Raw genomic sequence first — 16,652 nt, 5'->3', positions numbered from 1 at the left:
TGTGCTGCTTGGGCTACTGTGCTGCTTGGGCTATGAGGTGAAGCTATGTTGAATCGTGAGCTCGAAGTCACCCTGAATCTCGCCTTCAAGGAGGCGAGGACGAAGCGTCATGAATTCATGACCGTTGAGCACCTCCTGCTGGCGCTGTTGGATAACGAAGCGGCCGCCACCGTGTTGAGAGCCTGCGGCGCCAACATCGATCGCCTGCGCCGCGATCTGTTGGAATTCATAGATTCCACCACGCCCCTGATCCCACAGCAGGATGACGAGCGCGAGACCCAGCCGACGCTGGGCTTCCAACGCGTCCTGCAACGCGCAGTCTTTCATGTGCAGAGTTCGGGCAAGCGCGAAGTGACCGGCGCCAATGTGCTGGTGGCGATCTTCAGTGAGCAGGAAAGCCAGGCGGTGTTTCTGCTGAAGCAACAGAGCGTGGCCCGGATCGACGTCGTCAACTTCATCGCCCACGGTATTTCCAAGGTCCCCGGCGCTGCGCCCGAAGCCGAGCAGGACCAGGATGCGGCCGAAGAGGAGGGTGCCGAGCCCAGCTCCTCCAACAATCCGCTCGAAGCCTATGCCAGCAATCTCAACGAGCAGGCCCGTCAGGGTCGTATCGATCCGCTGGTCGGTCGCGAGCAGGAAGTCGAGCGCGTCGCCCAGATCCTGGCCCGTCGCCGCAAGAACAATCCCTTGCTGGTGGGTGAGGCAGGCGTCGGCAAGACCGCCATCGCCGAAGGCCTGGCCAAGCGCATCGTCGATGGCCAGGTGCCTGACCTGCTGGCCGACAGCGTGGTCTATTCCCTGGATCTTGGCGCCCTGCTGGCGGGTACCAAGTACCGCGGCGATTTCGAAAAGAGATTCAAGGCACTGCTGGCGGAACTGAAGAAGCGCCCCCATGCGGTGCTCTTCATCGACGAGATCCACACCATCATCGGTGCCGGGGCTGCCTCGGGTGGGGTGATGGACGCCTCCAACCTGCTCAAGCCGCTGCTGTCCTCCGGTGAGATCCGCTGCATCGGCTCGACCACCTTCCAGGAATTCCGCGGCATCTTCGAGAAGGACCGGGCACTGGCGCGGCGCTTCCAGAAGGTCGATGTCGTCGAGCCGTCGGTGGATGACACCTACGGCATCCTCCGTGGCCTCAAGGGGCGCTTCGAACAGCACCACCACATCGAGTACACCGATGAGGCGCTGCGCGCAGCAGCCGAGTTGGCCGCGCGCTACATCAACGACAGGCACATGCCCGACAAGGCCATCGACGTCATCGACGAAGCCGGTGCTTACCAGCGCCTGCAGCCCGAAGACCGGCGTGCCGAGCGCATCGATGTCCAGCAGGTCGAAGACATCGTCGCCAAGATCGCACGGATTCCCCCCAAGACCGTCAACAGCTCCGACAAGGAGCTGCTGCGCAACCTGGAGCGCGATCTCAAGCTGACCGTCTTCGGTCAGGATCTGGCCATCGAATCCCTGTCCACCGCCATCAAGCTTTCTCGTGCCGGTCTGAAATCGCCGGACAAGCCGGTCGGCTCCTTCCTCTTCGCCGGGCCTACGGGTGTCGGCAAGACCGAGGTGGCGCGGCAGCTGGCCAAGGCCATGGGTGTGGAGCTGGTACGCTTCGACATGTCCGAGTACATGGAGCGGCATACCGTGTCCCGTCTCATCGGTGCACCTCCCGGTTATGTCGGTTTCGATCAGGGCGGTCTGCTGACCGAGGCCATCACCAAGACCCCCCACTGCGTGCTCCTGCTCGACGAGATCGAGAAGGCTCACCCGGAAGTGTTCAACCTGCTGCTGCAGGTCATGGACCATGGCACCCTGACGGACAACAACGGCCGTAAAGCCGACTTCCGTAATGTGATCCTGATCCTGACCACCAACGCTGGCGCCGAAACCGCTTCACGCGCGTCCATTGGCTTCACGCTGCAGGATCACACCACCGATGCCATGGAAGTCATTAAGAAGAGCTTCACGCCGGAGTTCCGCAACCGTCTGGATACCATCATTCAGTTCGGCCGCCTGAGCACCGAGGTCATCAAGAGCATCGTCGACAAGTTCCTCACCGAACTCCAGGCGCAACTCGAAGACAAGCGTGTACAGCTCGAAGTCAGCGATGCTGCCCGTGGCTGGCTGGCGGAACGGGGTTATGACGTGCAGATGGGCGCTCGTCCCATGGCGCGGCTCATCCAGGACAAGATCAAGCGGCCGCTGGCCGAGCAGATCCTGTTCGGGGAACTGGCTGACCATGGCGGCATCGTTCATATCGATGCGGTGGATGACGAGCTGGAATTCGAGTTCGAGACCACGGCCGAACCTGCCTGAGGGCAGGTCGCGATTTACAATCGCTCATGAAAAAGCCCGGCATAGCCGGGCTTTTTCATGAAAGGATCCGCTTAGCGCGCGCGGTAGGTGATCCGGCCCTTGCTCAGATCGTAAGGCGTCAGTTCCACGCGAACCTTGTCGCCCGTCAGGATGCGGATGTAGTTCTTACGCATCTTTCCGGAGATGTGCGCGGTGACGACGTGCCCATTTTCCAACTCCACGCGAAACATGGTGTTGGGAAGGGTGTCGACGACAGTACCTTCCATTTCGAAGCTGTCTTCTTTCGACATATATAGAAAAGCCCTCGGTGACAAGATAGGCCCAGAGCAGTCCGGGCGAAAAAGGCCCATATTCTGACAGAAATTCAGAAAAAGCGCTATTTCATCAGGCCAGGGCGACCCAGCGTTGGTTGACGAAGAGCTCTATGGGGCGATACTCGGTCTTATAGGACATCTTGCGACACCCTTTGATCCAATAACCGAGATAAACCGCATTCAGCCCCAGGCGGCGGGTTTCGGCGATCTGCCAGAGGATGCCGAACACGCCCAGGCTGCGCTTTTCTTCGCTGGGGTCGTAGAAGGTATAGACCGCCGACATGCCATTGGGCAGCACGTCGGTGACGGCAAGACCGATCAGGCGGTCCTCGACGCGCATCTCGTAGAAGAAGGCGTAGGGCAGATGGCTGACCAGGAAGGTGGAGAACTGGCCTCGACTCGGCGGGAACATGTCACCGTCGGCGTGGCGTTCGCTGATGTAGCGGGCGTACAGCTGGTAACGCTCCTCGGTAAAGCCCGGGTCGCAGCGGGTGACCTTGATGTCGAGGTTGCGCTTGAGCACTCGACTCTGCTTCCGGCTAGGGCGGAAACGAGCGACGGGAATGCGCGCGGGAACGCAGGCTTTGCAGAGCTGGCAGTGGGGGCGGTAGAGATGATCGCCGCTGCGGCGAAAGCCCAGCTCGGACAGCTCGGCGTAGATCTGACCGTTCATGGGCTGCGAGGGGTCGAGAAACAGCGTGGTCGCCTGCTCGTTGGGCAGGTAACTGCAAGCGTGAGGCTGGGTTGCGTAAAACTTGAGTCTCGCCAGCTCGGTCATGTCGAATCTCTACATAAGCCTGGCCTGAGTGTAAGTCACCCGCAGGAGGTAGGCCAGGCGGCCATGCTGGCCTGATCCAGGTATTTGGCCAGGTAATCGGCAAAGCGTTCCCGTGACAGGCTGCTCGCGCCCAGGCTCTGCAAATGTGCGGTTTGCATCTGGCAGTCGATCATCACGAAGCCCCAGGCCGCCAGATCCCGTACCAGGGTCACGAAGCCGATCTTGGAAGCGTTGTCGACATGGCTGAACATGGACTCGCCAAAGAATAGCTTGCCCATGGCGATGCCATAGAGCCCGCCGACGAGCTGATCGCCGTCCCAGACCTCCACGGAATGGGCCCAGCCTTGGGCATGCAATTCCTGGTAAGCCTGGCGCATTTCCGCGGTGATCCAGGTGCCGTCGGCATCGCGTCGCGGACCGGCGCAGGCCAGGATCACCTGAGCGAAGGCCTGGTCGTAGGTGACGCGTAGTGGGGTCTTGCGCAGGGTCTTCGCCAGACTGCGGGAGACATGCAGGTCCGGCGGGAAGAGCACCGTACGGGGATCCGGCGACCACCAGAGCAAGGGTTGGCCAGCTTGATACCAGGGAAAGCAGCCGTGACGATAGGCATTGACCAGGCGCGCCGCGCTCAGGTCGCCGCCGATCGCCAGCAGGCCGTTGGGTTCGCGCAACGCCTGCTGCAGGGGCGGGAAGTCAGGGCTTTCGCGGGTCAGCCATTTCACCATGGTAGGGGAGGGCGCCTTCTGATACAGGAAGCTGAGGGTATGAGCTTGTGCGTAACAAGCTCAAGAAATCGTCATAACTCTTTGTCAGGACAACGAAAGAATGCTCCAATGTTGTGCCTGAAGGCGGTTCCGGTACGACCGTCCGCTATCGTGCCATGTTTCGTTGCGGGACTGTAGAACCAGGGCCCGGACGATCTAGAATGGCGCACTGTTTTTGATTCACGGTCACACGTTCCGTGTGCGGGAAAAGCGCGCTTGAAGCAATCCAGTTCTGTCAGCCACGTCAACCAATGGCGTGAGCATCTGCATTATCGTCTCAAGGAGGTGGTGCTCATCGCACTGGCCGCCTTGTGCCTGTATCTACTCATGGCTCTGCTGAGCTACGACCCTTCCGATCCGGGCTGGACCCACACCAGTCGCATCGACCAGGTCCATAACACCGCTGGCCGCGCCGGCGCCTGGCTGGCCGATGTGCTGTTCATGGCACTCGGCTATTTCGCCTTCGTGTTTCCCGTCCTGCTCGCCGTCAAGACCTGGCAGATCTTCCGTAAGCGGCATCTGCCCTGGGAGTGGAGCGGCTGGCTGTTTTCCTGGCGCCTGACCGGCCTGGTGCTGCTGGTGATCTCGGGTTCGGTGCTCGCTTACATTCATTTCCATGCCGTGTCCGCCCTGCCGGCATCGGCGGGCGGTGCCCTGGGCGAGAGCCTCGGGCAGCTGTCGGTCGCCGCCCTGAATGTCCAGGGCAGTACGCTGCTGTTCCTCGCGCTCTTCCTGCTGGGACTGACGGTCTTTACCGATCTGTCCTGGTTCAAGGTGATGGATTTCACCGGCAAGGTGGTGCTGGATCTCTTGGATCTGGTGCAGGGTGGCTTCAGCCGCCTGGCCGGCGGTCGCCGTCAGGCCCCGGAGCTGGACACCTTCGACGAGCCGGTGTCGCCGCCGGTTGCGCGCAAGAGCAAGGCCCGCGAAGTGCCGGTTCCGGTCGCCGACGACGACCTGGATGACCTGCTCGACATCGCACCGCCCCCACGGGTGGAGCGCGCCGCGCCGCGCATCGAGATGCCCGCGCCCAGTCGCTTTGTCGCCGAAGCACCCGAGTCCGCGCCTGTGGCTGCCGCGCCTGTCCCAGCGCCTGCCAATGTCGCCGCGCCCACGCCGCCGCCACGCAAGACGGCGCCAGCACCGGCCCCCGCGCCCTATTCGCCGGCGGCCGCCGTGGTCCGGGTCGACGCGGATCTGGAAGGTACGCTGCCGCCGCTGTCGATCCTGGATCGCGCCGAGAAGAAACAGCAGAGCTATTCGCCGGAATTCCTCGAGAACATGTCGCGCCTGCTCGAGGTCAAGCTCAAGGAGTTCGGCGTCGAAGTGATCGTGGAGAGCGTCCATCCCGGTCCGGTGATCACCCGCTTCGAGATTCAGCCGGCGGCTGGCGTCAAGGTCAGTCGTATTTCCAACCTGGCCAAGGACCTGGCGCGTTCGCTGGCCGTGTTCAGCGTGCGGGTGGTGGAGGTCATTCCCGGCAAGACCACCGTGGGTATCGAGATTCCCAACGAAGATCGCCAGATGGTGCGTTTCTCCGAGGTGCTCGAGTCGCCCGAGTACGCGGCGGCCAAGTCGCCCGTCACCCTGGCCCTGGGTCATGACATCGGTGGCAAGCCGGTCATCACCGACCTGGCCAAGATGCCGCACCTGCTGGTGGCCGGTACTACCGGCTCCGGTAAGTCGGTGGGCGTGAACGCCATGCTGCTGTCGATCCTGTTCAAGTCGAGTCCGGAAGACGCGCGCCTGATCATGATCGACCCCAAGATGCTGGAACTCTCGATCTACGAGGGCATTCCACACCTGCTCTGCCCGGTCGTGACCGACATGAAGGAAGCCGCCAACGCCCTGCGCTGGAGCGTGGCGGAGATGGAGCGGCGCTACAAGCTGATGGCGGCCATGGGCGTGCGTAACCTGGCCGGCTTCTACCGCAAGGTGAAGGACGCCGAGGAAGCGGGTACGCCGCTGACCGATCCGCTCTATCGTCGCGAGAGCATGGACGACGAGGCGCCGCTGCTGAAGACACTGCCGACCATCGTGGTGGTGGTGGACGAATTCGCCGACATGATGATGATCGTCGGCAAGAAGGTCGAAGAGCTGATCGCGCGGATCGCGCAGAAGGCGCGAGCGGCCGGTATCCACCTGATCCTGGCCACCCAGCGCCCCTCGGTGGACGTCATCACCGGTCTGATCAAGGCCAACATCCCCACGCGGATGGCCTTCCAGGTGTCGAGCAAGATCGACTCCCGGACCATTCTCGACCAGGGCGGCGCCGAACAGCTGCTCGGTCACGGCGACATGCTCTATCTGCCGCCGGGTACCGGTCTGCCGATCCGGGTCCATGGCGCCTTCGTGTCCGACGACGAGGTCCATCGCGTGGTCGAGGCCTGGAAGGAGCGGGGCGCACCCGACTACATCGAAGACATCCTCAGCGGCCCGGACGAGGGCGGTGGTGCGGGCTTCGACGGTGGTGGCGGCGAAGGCGGGGAGAGCGACGAGGACGATCCGCTCTATGACGAAGCGGTGCGTTTCGTCACCGAGAGCCGGCGGGCGTCCATCTCCGCGGTTCAGCGCAAGCTCAAGATCGGTTACAACCGGGCGGCACGGATGATCGAAACCATGGAAATGGCCGGTGTCGTATCGCCCATGAACACCAACGGTTCGCGCGAGGTCACAGCGCCTGCTCCGGTGAGAGACTGACATCCATGAGGACTTCGATGCACAAGCTGCGTTGCTTCGCCTTGGCCGCCTTGGCCGCTGTAAGCTTTTCCGCCCATGCCGACCAGGCGTCGGTGGGTCGCCTGTCGCAACTGCTGGACAAGGCCCAGACCCTGACCGCGCGTTTTTCCCAGCTGACCCTGGATGGTTCGGGTACCCGGCTGCAGGAAACCGCCGGCAACATGAGCCTCAAGCGTCCCGGGCTGTTCCGCTGGCATTCCGATGCGCCCCAGGAGCAACTGCTGGTGTCCGACGGCAAGCAGGTCTGGCTGTACGACCCGGACCTGGAGCAGGTCACCATCCGCAAGCTGGACCTGCGCCTGACCCAGACGCCGGCGCTGCTGCTGTCGGGTGACATCTCCAAGATCGAAAGCAGCTTCGACGTCACCAGCAAGGACGCCGGCAACGTCGTCGACTTCGTGCTCAAGCCCAAGACCAAGGACACCCTGTTCGACAGCCTGCGGCTGTCCTTCCGCAATGGCGTGATCAACGACATGCAGTTGATCGACGGTGCCGGTCAGAGAACCAACATCCTCTTCTTCAACGTCAAGCTCAACGAGCCGGTGGCCGCGTCCCAGTTCACCTTCCAGGTGCCCAAGGGAGCCGACGTCATCCAGGAGTGATCGCACCTCATGGATCTCTTCAGCACCGCACCCGTCGGGCAGCCCTTGGCTGCCCGCATGCGTCCCGAGACCCTCGATGAATACGCGGGTCAGCAACACCTGCTGGCGCGGGGCAAGCCCCTGCGCGAGGCGCTGGAACAGGGTGCGCTGCATTCGATGATCTTCTGGGGGCCGCCCGGGGTGGGCAAGACCACCCTGGCGCGGCTGCTGGCCCAGGTTTCCGATGCCCACTTCGAAACGCTCTCGGCGGTGCTTTCCGGGGTTAAGGAGATCCGCCATGCGGTGGAGGTGGCCAAGCAGCAGGCTGCCCAGTATCGCCGGCGCACCATCCTCTTCGTCGACGAAGTGCATCGCTTCAACAAGTCGCAGCAGGATGCCTTCCTGCCCTATGTCGAAGACGGCACCCTGATCTTTATCGGGGCGACCACCGAGAATCCCTCCTTCGAGCTCAACAGCGCGCTGCTGTCGCGGGCCAGGGTCTATGTGCTCAAGAGTCTGGACGACGAGGCGCTCGGCGGCCTTGCGCAGCGCGCCCTCACCAGCGCCAAGGGCCTGGGCGATCGGCGCCTGAGCCTGCCCGACGATGCCCTGGCGCTGCTGCTGGCGGTCGCCGACGGCGATGGCCGGCGGCTGCTCAATCTGCTGGAGAACGCCGCGGACCTGGCCGAGGACGGTGGCGTCCTGGATGCCGAGCTGTTCCAGAGTCTGCTCGGCGATCAGCGCCGGCGTTTCGACAAGGGCGGCGAGGCCTTCTATGACCAGATATCCGCGCTGCACAAGTCGGTGCGGGGCTCGAATCCTGATGGCGCTCTCTATTGGTTCGCTCGGATGATCGACGGTGGCTGCGATGCGCTGTACATCGCCCGGCGGGTGGTGCGCATGGCCAGCGAAGACATCGGCAATGCCGATCCCCGCGCCCTGAGCCTCTGCCTGGACGCCTGGGATGTCCAGGAGCGCCTGGGCAGTCCGGAAGGCGAGCTTGCCATCGCCCAGGCGATCGTCTATCTGGCCTGCGCGCCCAAGAGCAATGCCGTCTATATGGGCTACAAGGCCGCCTTGGCCGATGTGCGCCAGAACGGCTCGCGCGAGGTGCCGTTGCACCTGCGCAATGCGCCGACCAAGCTGATGAAGAACCTCGGCTACGGCGACGAATACCGCTATGCCCACGATGAACCGGAAGCCTATGCCGCGGGCGAGGACTACTTTCCCGAAGAGCTGGAGCCGCGCCGTTACTATGAGCCGGTTCCCCGTGGGCTGGAGCTGAAGATCCGCGATAAACTGCAGCACCTGGCGGACCTCGACCGGTCCAGCCCGCGCCAGCGCCGGCCGCGTTCCTGACGCCTGGCCGGCGCGGCTGCCCCCATTCCTAAGCAAGAGACACGGACATGCTTGATTCGAAACTGGTTCGCACCCAAACCGAGGAGGTGGCCGCACGCCTGGCGACCCGTGGCTACGTCCTCGACGTCAGCCTGGTGGAGTCGTTGGAAGCTCGTCGCAAGGCCGTGCAGACCCGCACCGAGACCCTGCAGGCCGAGCGCAACGCCCGCTCCAAGGGCATCGGCCAGGCCAAGGCGCGCGGTGAAGACATCGCGCCGCTGCTGGCCGAAGTCGATCGCATGGGCAGTGAGCTGGAAGAAGCCAAGCGTGAGCTGGATCTGGTCCAGGGCGAGCTGGATGCCCTGCTGTTGGGCCTGCCCAACCTGCCCGACGCCTCGGTGCCGGTCGGCAAGGATGAAGACGACAACGTCGAAGTCCGGCGCTGGGGCACCCCGCGCGACTTCGACTTCGAGATCAAGGACCACGTCGCCCTGGGCGAGACCCACGGCTGGCTGGACTTCGAGACCGCCGCACGCTTCTCCGGCGCTCGCTTCGCCGTCATGCGCGGTCCCATCGCCCGTCTGCACCGTGCCCTGGCGCAATTCATGCTCAACCTGCACACCGGTGAGCACGGCTACGAAGAGACCTATACCCCCTACCTGGTGCAGGCCGAGACCCTGCAGGGCACCGGTCAGCTGCCCAAGTTCGAGGAAGACCTGTTCAAGATCGGCCGGGAAGGCGAGAGCGATCTCTACCTGATCCCCACCGCCGAGGTCACTCTGACCAACCTGGTCGCTGGCCAGATCCTCGACGCCAAGCGCCTGCCGCTGAAGTTCACCGCCCATACCCCCTGCTTCCGCAGCGAAGCCGGGGCCTCGGGTCGCGACACCCGCGGCATGATCCGTCAGCACCAGTTCGACAAGGTGGAGATGGTCCATATCGTCGAGCCGAGCACCTCCTTCCAGGCCCTGGAGGAGCTGACCGGCCACGCCGAGACCGTGCTGCAACGGCTGGAACTGCCCTACCGGGTGCTTTCGCTGTGCACCGGCGACATGGGTTTCGGCGCCACCAAGACCTACGACCTGGAAGTCTGGGTGCCGAGCCAGGGCAAGTATCGCGAGATCTCGTCCTGCTCCAACTGCGGTGACTTCCAGGCGCGCCGCATGCAGGCCCGCTACCGCAACGCCGAGGGCAAGCCCGAGCTGGTGCACACCCTCAACGGCTCCGGCCTGGCCGTGGGTCGTACGTTGGTCGCCGTGCTGGAGAACTATCAGCAGGCTGACGGCAGCATCCGCGTCCCCGAGGTACTCAAGCCCTACATGGGTGGCCTCGAGGTCATCGGCTGATGGATTACCTGCCGCTCTTCCACAAGCTCGATGGCCGTCCGGTGCTGGTGGTCGGCGGGGGCGACATCGCCCTGCGCAAGAGCGTGCTGCTGGCCGAAGCCGGTGCCCGCATCACCCTGGTGGCGCCGGAGATCGAGCCGGAGGTACGTGCCTTTGTCGAGGCGCGGGGCGGTAGTTGCCGGGTCGAGCGCTATGCGGCGGACCAGCTCGCCGGGCATTGCCTGGTGATCGCAGCCACCGATGACGACGCGGTCAACGAGGCGGTGTCCCACGATGCCCAGGCCCTGGGCCTGCCGGTCAACGTGGTGGATGCGCCCAAGCTGTGCACCGTGATCTTCCCGGCCATCGTCGATCGTTCGCCGCTGGTGATCGCCATTTCCAGTGGCGGAGATGCTCCGGTGCTGGCCCGCCTGGTACGGGCCAAGCTGGAGAGCTGGATCCCCGCTACCTACGGTCAGCTGGCGCAACTGGCGCAGCGCTTCCGCGCCCGGGTCAAGACGCGTTTCGCCGATCTGCAGGCGCGACGCATCTTCTGGGAAGAGGTGTTCCAGGGCGAGGTTGCGGAAAAGGTCTTTTCCGGCCAGCCCCAGGCCGCCGAACAACTGCTGGAAGCCAAGCTGACCAGCGAGACGGCCACCTTTCGCGGCGAGGTCTATCTGGTCGGCGCCGGTCCCGGCGATCCGGATCTACTGACCTTCCGCGCCCTGCGGCTGATGCAGCAGGCCGACGTGGTGCTCTACGACCGCCTGGTAGCGCCGACCATCCTCGACATGTGCCGGCGCGATGCCGATCGCATCTATGTCGGCAAGCGCCGCGCCGAGCATGCGGTACCCCAGGACGATCTCAATCGCCTGCTGGTCAAGCTGGCCCAGGAAGGCAAGCGGGTCCTGCGGCTCAAGGGCGGCGATCCCTTCATCTTCGGCCGTGGCGGCGAAGAGATCGAAGAGCTGGCGGCCGAAGGCATTCCTTTCCAAGTGGTGCCGGGCATCACCGCGGCCAGTGGCTGTGCGGCCTATGCCGGCATTCCCCTGACGCACCGCGACCATGCCCAGTCGGTACGCTTCGTCACCGGTCATCTCAAGGACGGCTCGGCCGATCTGCCCTGGACCGATCTGGTGGCACCGGGGCAGACCCTGGTGTTCTACATGGGACTGGTGGGGCTGCCGACCATCTGCGAGCAACTCATCGCCCACGGCAAGGACCCGGCCACGCCTGCTGCGCTGGTGCAGCAGGGCACCACGCTCAATCAGCGGGTGTTCACCGGTACCTTGCAGGATCTGCCGCAGCTGGTCGCCGAGCATGAGGTGCATGCGCCGACCCTGGTGATCGTCGGCGAGGTCGTGGCGCTGCGCGAGAAGCTGGCCTGGTTCGAAGGTGCTCAGACGGCGGTGTGATCCTCAGGCCGCACCCTGGATGCCGGCACTGCTCAGGGCCTCGCGGCCATGGGGCAGATCCAGCTCCAGGGCCGGTCCCTTGGGCACGATGCCGGTCGGATTGATCTGGGCATGGCTGCCGTAGTAGTGATGCTTGATGTGCTGGAGGTCGACGGTCTCGGCGATCCCCGGCCACTGATACAGTTCGCGCAGCCAACCCTGTAGCGCCGGATAATCCCGAATGCGCCGCAGGTTGCACTTGAAGTGACCGTGGTAGACGGCATCGAAGCGAATCAGGGTGGTGAACAGGCGCCAATCGGCTTCGGTCAGCCATTCGCCGGTCAGATAGCGCTGGGTCTGCAGCAGCTTTTCCAGGTCGTCCAGGGTGGCGAAGACCTCGTCGAAGGCCTCTTCATAGGCCTCCTGGGTGGTGGCGAAGCCAGCTCGGTAGACGCCGTTGTTGACCGTTGGATAGATGCGGTCGTTGAGGGCGTCGATGCGACTGCGCAAGGCCTCTGGGTAGAGATCCAGGCGATTGCCGGTCAGCTCGTCGAAGGCGCCATTGAACATGCGGATGATCTCGGCGGATTCGTTGCTGACGATGCGTTCTTCCTGGCGGTCCCAGAGCACCGGTACGGTGACCCGGCCGGTGTAATCGACCTGGTCGCGTTGATAGAGCTGGTAGAGGCGGTCGAGGTGATAGAGCTCGTCGCCACTGGAGCCCTTGGCTGTATCGAAGGTCCAGCCTTCCTCGCGCATCAACCAGCTGACCACTGAAACGCCGATCAGCTCTTCGAGGCCCTTGAGCTTGCGGTAGATCAGGGTGCGGTGAGCCCAGGGGCAGGCCAGGGACACATAGAGGTGGTAGCGACCGGCCTCCGGTGCGTAGCGCGAGACCCCTTCGGGAATGGCCTGCTCGATGCGAGCGATCCAGTCACGACGCTGGGCCTCTTCTCGCTTGAAATGGCCATCCTTGCCATTGTCGTACCAACGGTCCTGCCACTGTCCATCGACCAACAAGCCCATATCGTCATCCTCCGCTGCGTTGCGGTTAGGAACCCGGGGAGCCGCTCCGGGTTCCTGAGGCGACGTCAGAGCGAGCGGTCGCGCGCTTCCCAGCGGCGTTCGGCTTCGCTTTGGGCGCTGACTTGATCCTGACCCAGGGCGCGGAGGGCCACGGCCAGGGTGGCGATGACCGCCAGACGGCCATAGGGGTCTTCTGCCTCGCCGCGCCAAGTGGTGGCCAGCAACGCCGGGTCGAGGCGCTCCGGCTTGACCTGGCGGCGCTCGGTCAGCGCCGGCCAGCTTTCGTCCCAGGCTTCACCGCAACGAGTGCCATAGAGATGGGCGATGACATCGGGATTGCGCTCGACTTCGCCGCCTTCGCCCTTGATGACGATGCTGTCGTCACCCAGCAGGCGACTGGCCTCGCGATGGACCTCCTGGTAACCCGGATGGAAGATGCTCTGCAGGATGCAACGCGCCTGGCTGGGATTGAGCAGCCGGACCAGGGAGTGGATCGGCGAGCGCAGGCCGAGCTCGGCCTTGAGATCGATCATCCGCTGCAGTTCGGGCATCCAGGCCGCCAGGGGTAGGAAGGCCGGCTGGCCCCGGTCGAGCAGGGTGCCGGCGTCCTGCCAGCTAGCGACCCTCTGCATGCCCAGGTCGGGCAGGCATTGCTCGGTATAGAGACGGCCCGCGGTATGGGTGCCGCCGCCATGCATGACCACCCGCACGCCACTGCCGGCCAGGCACTTCACCGCCAGCAGGTACCAAGGCAGGTGACGCTTCTTGCCGGCGTAGGAGGGCCAGTCGAGGTCGACGGCGAAACCTGGCGGCTGCAGCCGCGCCCTGACGGCACGGGTGAAGCCGGCCAGCTCTTCGGCGCTTTCTTCCTTGTGCCTCAGCAGCATGAGAAAGGCACCGAGCTGGGCATCGGTGACCCGACCGTCGAGAATCAGGCCCATGGCCGTTTCCGCCTCGGCCTCGGTCAGGCTGCGGGCGCCGCGCTTGCCCTTGCCCAGGGCTCGGACATAGACGGCGAAGGGATGCTCTTCGGGCGTGGTGAAGGTCATAGGCAATTATCCGGTTTCGGCAAGCCGGCCAGTTTGGCGCCGAGCTTGGCTGGCGCGCCCTTGAACAGCAGGTTGAGCTGGAGGCTGGTACCCAGTTCCGGGCCCAGTGTCTGGGCAATGTACTTGATCAGCGGCCGGTTGGCCGGCGAAAGCTGGAATTGGGCGTAGAAGTCGCGTAGCGCCTGCAGCACCTGCCAGTGGCGATCGGTCAGCTCGATGCCCTCCTTGAGTGCCAGGTGCTGGGCCACCTCGGGACTCCACTGGGAGAGATCGCGCAGGTAGCCTTCGGCGTCGAGGTCGAGAGGGGCCATGCTCAGGTCCAACTGATGACCTTGGCGCAGCTCACGCTAAGGTCGACGAAAGTGGGATAGTCGATCAGGGTCACGGCTCGTTCGGGGTGTAAGCGACGGGCCTGGACATCCTCCGCCAGGGCATAGAGGGTCGTCTTGGCGGGAAGCTGTATCAACAGCGCTGCCGCGACGCTGCCTGGGCGCAACGCTTCGACGGCGCCTCCCGTCAGCAGGACGGCGTCCTCGTCGCGCACCCAGGTGAGCCCATCTAGCGCGTCGGCATCTAGCAGCGGCGAACGGGAAAACAGGTGCAGAGTAGTCAAATGGAGATCACCTGATCATGGTCATGGATCAGCGCCGCCAGGGCTTCGGGCTGCAGTAGCGTCACCCAGGCGGGCAACTGCTCGGGCGTGATGCCCAGACGTTGCAGGGCGGTGGCTTCGGCGTAGATGGCCTCGACACCGAACAGCGGCAGCGCGGAGAGATTGGCACTCAGATCCTTCTGCTCCAAGGCAGCGCTGTCGGCTGCCAGCAACTGGGTCACGCCAGGACCGGCGAACAGCAGCGCCAGGGGCAGTTCGAAGGCACCGCCGGCCAGCACGATATCCAGGGCCTCGCGCGGACCGGGGCCGCTCAGTGCCGACTGGCGGGAGATGACGAGGGTGCTCTTGGCCATGCTAGTCGCCTCCAAAGCAGAGCAGGCGATCGGCGTCCTGCACCGCCTCATGCAGTTGGCCCAGACCGGACAGCTGCCAGGGCGCCCGCACGTTCACCGCGCCCTCACGTTCATAGCGCCGTGCCTCGTTTTCATCCAGCAGCCCACGTTTGAGGGCGGCGGCGATACAGACCACGGCGTCGATCTGGTGACGTTCGATCAGCTCACGCCAGCGAGCGGGTAGATCCGACTCGTCCTGGCCACTGACGGTGGCGTGGGAGGCGTTATGAACGCCATCGCGATAGAGAAAAAGTCGCGACAGCTCATGACCCCCGGCCAGCAGTGCCTCACAGAAGCGCAGGGCCCGACGGGCCGAAGGCGCCTGGGGTGGGGAAAGGATAACGATGGCAAATTTCATGGATGTAAAAAGGCCCGCCGAAGCGGGCCTCTTGGGCTACCGCCGATGATCAATCGTTATTGCTTGCGAATCCAAAGATCTGCAGCAAGCTGATGAACATATTGTAGATCGAGACGTACAGGGTGATGGTAGCCATGATGTAGTTGTCTTCACCACCGTGCACGATGGCGCTGGTCTGGAACAGGATGGCCGCGGCGGCGAACAGCACGAAGCCCGCGCTGATGGCCAGTTGCAGACCACTGATCTGGACGAAGAAGGACAGCACCACGGCGCCCAGCAGGATCCAGAAGCCCGCCATCAGGAAGCCACCGAGAAAGCTCATGTCCTTGCGACTGATCAGCGCGTAGGCCGACAGACCGAAGAAGGCCAGGGCGGTCATGCCGGCAGCCGAAGCGATCACGCTGCCGCCGTTGGGCAGACCCAGGTACATGTTCAGGATCGGGCCCAGGGTGTAGCCCATGAAGCCAGTCAAGGCGAAGGTGCTGACCAGCCCCCAGCCGCTGTTACGGGTCTTCATGGTCAGGAAGAACAGGCCGTAGAAGCCGATCAGTACCACGAAGATGTTGGGGTAGGGTAGCCGCATCTGCTGCGAGACGAAGGCAACCAGGCCACTGAATGCCAGGGTCATGGCCAGCAGGGCGTAGGTGTTGCGCAATACACGGCTGACGTCCCGCGGTTGCGCGATGGCAGGGTTGTAGGCGTATTGACGCTCGTTCATGGTGTACTCCAAAGCTAATTTAACGGTGTGATGTACCGTACGACCCCGAAGATAGCAAATGTTGCTTAAGGATCGCTTGCGAGTGTTTGACAGTGTGTTGCCATCAGGTACTATGCGCCCCTCTTACGGAAGTGTGGCCGAGTGGTTTAAGGCAGCGGTCTTGAAAACCGCCGACTCGCAAGGGTCCCAGAGTTCGAATCTCTGCGCTTCCGCCATCTTCGAAGCCCCGTTCCTACGGGACTTTTTGCTGTCTGCAGGGTCGAATTTCAAGACCGGTTGGGCGAGTGAAAAGGAGGAGTTCCAAAGTTCTTTGGGAACAGCGCCGAGGCCTGACCTTCTATAGCACTCGCCCCGATGAGGTTGGGCATCGCGGCAACCCAGGCCCCGCACGAGAGCGAGGGCTGAGCTGAGTGCGATCGTTGGAAACTGCCTTGTGAGATGAGCAGGCAGGACGGCTTGAGTCAGGGCGTGCAAAACATCGCCAAACTATCGGTTACCCACCGAAGCTACCGACCCTGGTCAAGCACCATCGTCAGCCGGCTACCATGGCCACCACGAAGATGGTTGCCAGCCCAATACACATGGCGCCCAGGGTGAGCGCCAGTAGGCCCTGATCGCTGGTGAGCGATCTCGGACGAATGAGTGCAGATTTAAGCAGGACGCTATTTAGCCGGCCGTGGGGCCTCGACTCGAAGAGCGTCACTGTCCTTGTCAATTGATAGCGCAACTGAAGTATCCTTTTCAGTTTCGGTATTGGGCTGCGGTACCCAGCTATTGGCCGCGATTGTGGCTTCAGCGAAGCTCAACAGCAAGACCATTGCTGCTACGCAGGTTCCTATGGCAATCGCATTGATCACCTTCTGTTCTTTCACAGGTGCATTCATGTTGCTTGCCTAGCAGGGTCACGTCGAATGAGGTGGTCTGACAACTGCATGCGGCAGAAGTGC

The 16,652-nt window shown here is 63.5% G+C and carries 17 protein-coding genes and 1 tRNA gene; 7 read left to right on the top strand and 11 right to left on the bottom strand.

Annotated features, from left to right (window positions below; translation table 11 throughout):
• Positions 1–45 precede the first annotated feature (45 nt).
• On the top strand, positions 46–2,316 hold the full coding sequence (gene clpA / locus FEZ61_RS07860; RefSeq protein WP_017641762.1) for an ATP-dependent Clp protease ATP-binding subunit ClpA: 2,271 nt from the start codon (positions 46–48) through the stop codon (positions 2,314–2,316).
• A 71-nt stretch (positions 2,317–2,387) separates the two neighbouring features.
• On the opposite strand, the gene infA is transcribed toward clpA, so the two are convergent.
• The 3 genes from infA to aat form a co-directional block, all read right to left on the bottom strand.
• Entirely contained in the window at positions 2,388–2,606 is a 219-nt protein-coding gene (gene infA / locus FEZ61_RS07855; protein ID WP_002553999.1) for a translation initiation factor IF-1, read from the bottom strand.
• A 94-nt stretch (positions 2,607–2,700) separates the two neighbouring features.
• Complete coding sequence (locus tag FEZ61_RS07850; protein ID WP_017641763.1) at positions 2,701–3,408, bottom strand: arginyltransferase; 708 nt, start codon at positions 3,406–3,408, stop codon at positions 2,701–2,703.
• Between the two features lie 35 nt (positions 3,409–3,443).
• Complete coding sequence (gene aat / locus FEZ61_RS07845; RefSeq protein WP_017641764.1) at positions 3,444–4,133, bottom strand: leucyl/phenylalanyl-tRNA--protein transferase; 690 nt, start codon at positions 4,131–4,133, stop codon at positions 3,444–3,446.
• Between the two features lie 255 nt (positions 4,134–4,388).
• Between aat and FEZ61_RS07840 the strand changes: the two genes are divergently transcribed.
• Genes FEZ61_RS07840 through cysG form a run of 5 tightly spaced genes read left to right on the top strand, consistent with a single transcriptional unit; the run spans position 4,389 to position 11,570 of the window.
• Positions 4,389–6,872 carry a DNA translocase FtsK gene (locus tag FEZ61_RS07840; RefSeq protein ID WP_173148133.1) on the top strand — a complete coding sequence of 828 codons (2,484 nt, stop codon included), beginning with the start codon at positions 4,389–4,391 and terminating at the stop codon, positions 6,870–6,872.
• Positions 6,873–6,889: 17 nt separating this feature from the next.
• Entirely contained in the window at positions 6,890–7,513 is a 624-nt protein-coding gene (lolA, locus tag FEZ61_RS07835) for an outer membrane lipoprotein chaperone LolA (protein WP_007162303.1), read from the top strand.
• 9 nt (positions 7,514–7,522) lie between these two features.
• The gene (locus FEZ61_RS07830; protein WP_173148132.1) at positions 7,523–8,851 is read left to right on the top strand and encodes a replication-associated recombination protein A; all 1,329 of its coding nucleotides are present in this window, start codon (positions 7,523–7,525) and stop codon (positions 8,849–8,851) included.
• A 47-nt stretch (positions 8,852–8,898) separates the two neighbouring features.
• Positions 8,899–10,176, top strand: a complete 1,278-nt coding sequence (gene serS / locus FEZ61_RS07825; protein ID WP_017641767.1) for a serine--tRNA ligase — start codon at positions 8,899–8,901, stop codon at positions 10,174–10,176.
• Positions 10,176–11,570, top strand: a complete 1,395-nt coding sequence (gene cysG / locus FEZ61_RS07820; protein WP_064308041.1) for a siroheme synthase CysG — start codon at positions 10,176–10,178, stop codon at positions 11,568–11,570. The genes serS and cysG overlap by 1 nt, the downstream gene beginning before the upstream one ends.
• A gap of 3 nt (positions 11,571–11,573) precedes the next feature.
• Here cysG and FEZ61_RS07815 read toward each other — a convergent pair whose 3' ends face one another.
• The 7 genes from FEZ61_RS07815 to FEZ61_RS07785 all read right to left on the bottom strand — a co-directional run bounded on the left by FEZ61_RS07815 (position 11,574) and on the right by FEZ61_RS07785 (position 15,705).
• Complete coding sequence (locus FEZ61_RS07815; protein WP_017641769.1) at positions 11,574–12,575, bottom strand: glutathione S-transferase family protein; 1,002 nt, start codon at positions 12,573–12,575, stop codon at positions 11,574–11,576.
• Between the two features lie 65 nt (positions 12,576–12,640).
• Complete coding sequence (locus tag FEZ61_RS07810; protein WP_173148130.1) at positions 12,641–13,624, bottom strand: glycosyl transferase family protein; 984 nt, start codon at positions 13,622–13,624, stop codon at positions 12,641–12,643.
• Positions 13,621–13,935, bottom strand: a complete 315-nt coding sequence (locus FEZ61_RS07805; protein ID WP_037064277.1) for a TusE/DsrC/DsvC family sulfur relay protein — start codon at positions 13,933–13,935, stop codon at positions 13,621–13,623. Before FEZ61_RS07805 ends, FEZ61_RS07810 begins: the two co-directional genes overlap by 4 nt.
• Positions 13,936–13,937: 2 nt before the next feature.
• On the bottom strand, positions 13,938–14,237 hold the full coding sequence (gene tusB, locus FEZ61_RS07800; protein ID WP_017641772.1) for a sulfurtransferase complex subunit TusB: 300 nt from the start codon (positions 14,235–14,237) through the stop codon (positions 13,938–13,940).
• Positions 14,234–14,590, bottom strand: a complete 357-nt coding sequence (gene tusC, locus FEZ61_RS07795) for a sulfurtransferase complex subunit TusC (RefSeq protein WP_017641773.1) — start codon at positions 14,588–14,590, stop codon at positions 14,234–14,236. The genes tusB and tusC overlap by 4 nt, the downstream gene beginning before the upstream one ends.
• A 1-nt stretch (position 14,591) precedes the next feature.
• Entirely contained in the window at positions 14,592–14,987 is a 396-nt protein-coding gene (gene tusD / locus FEZ61_RS07790; RefSeq protein ID WP_017641774.1) for a sulfurtransferase complex subunit TusD, read from the bottom strand.
• Positions 14,988–15,036: 49 nt separating this feature from the next.
• Positions 15,037–15,705: a Bax inhibitor-1/YccA family protein gene (locus FEZ61_RS07785; protein ID WP_017641775.1), complete on the bottom strand. Its 669-nt coding sequence runs from the start codon at positions 15,703–15,705 to the stop codon at positions 15,037–15,039.
• A gap of 127 nt (positions 15,706–15,832) precedes the next feature.
• Here FEZ61_RS07785 and FEZ61_RS07780 point away from each other — a divergent pair.
• Positions 15,833–15,920, top strand: a tRNA-Ser gene (locus tag FEZ61_RS07780).
• Between the two features lie 447 nt (positions 15,921–16,367).
• On the opposite strand, the gene FEZ61_RS07775 is transcribed toward FEZ61_RS07780, so the two are convergent.
• A complete protein-coding gene (locus tag FEZ61_RS07775; RefSeq protein ID WP_143075217.1) occupies positions 16,368–16,589 on the bottom strand; it encodes a hypothetical protein in 222 nt (73 codons plus the stop codon).
• Between the last annotated feature and the right edge of the window lie 63 nt (positions 16,590–16,652).

The organism is Pseudomonas sp. MS15a(2019), assembly GCF_013277805.1.
Lineage (GTDB): Bacteria > Pseudomonadota > Gammaproteobacteria > Pseudomonadales > Pseudomonadaceae > Chryseomonas > Chryseomonas benzopyrenica.
This window is presented reverse-complemented; position numbering and strand designations above follow the sequence as displayed.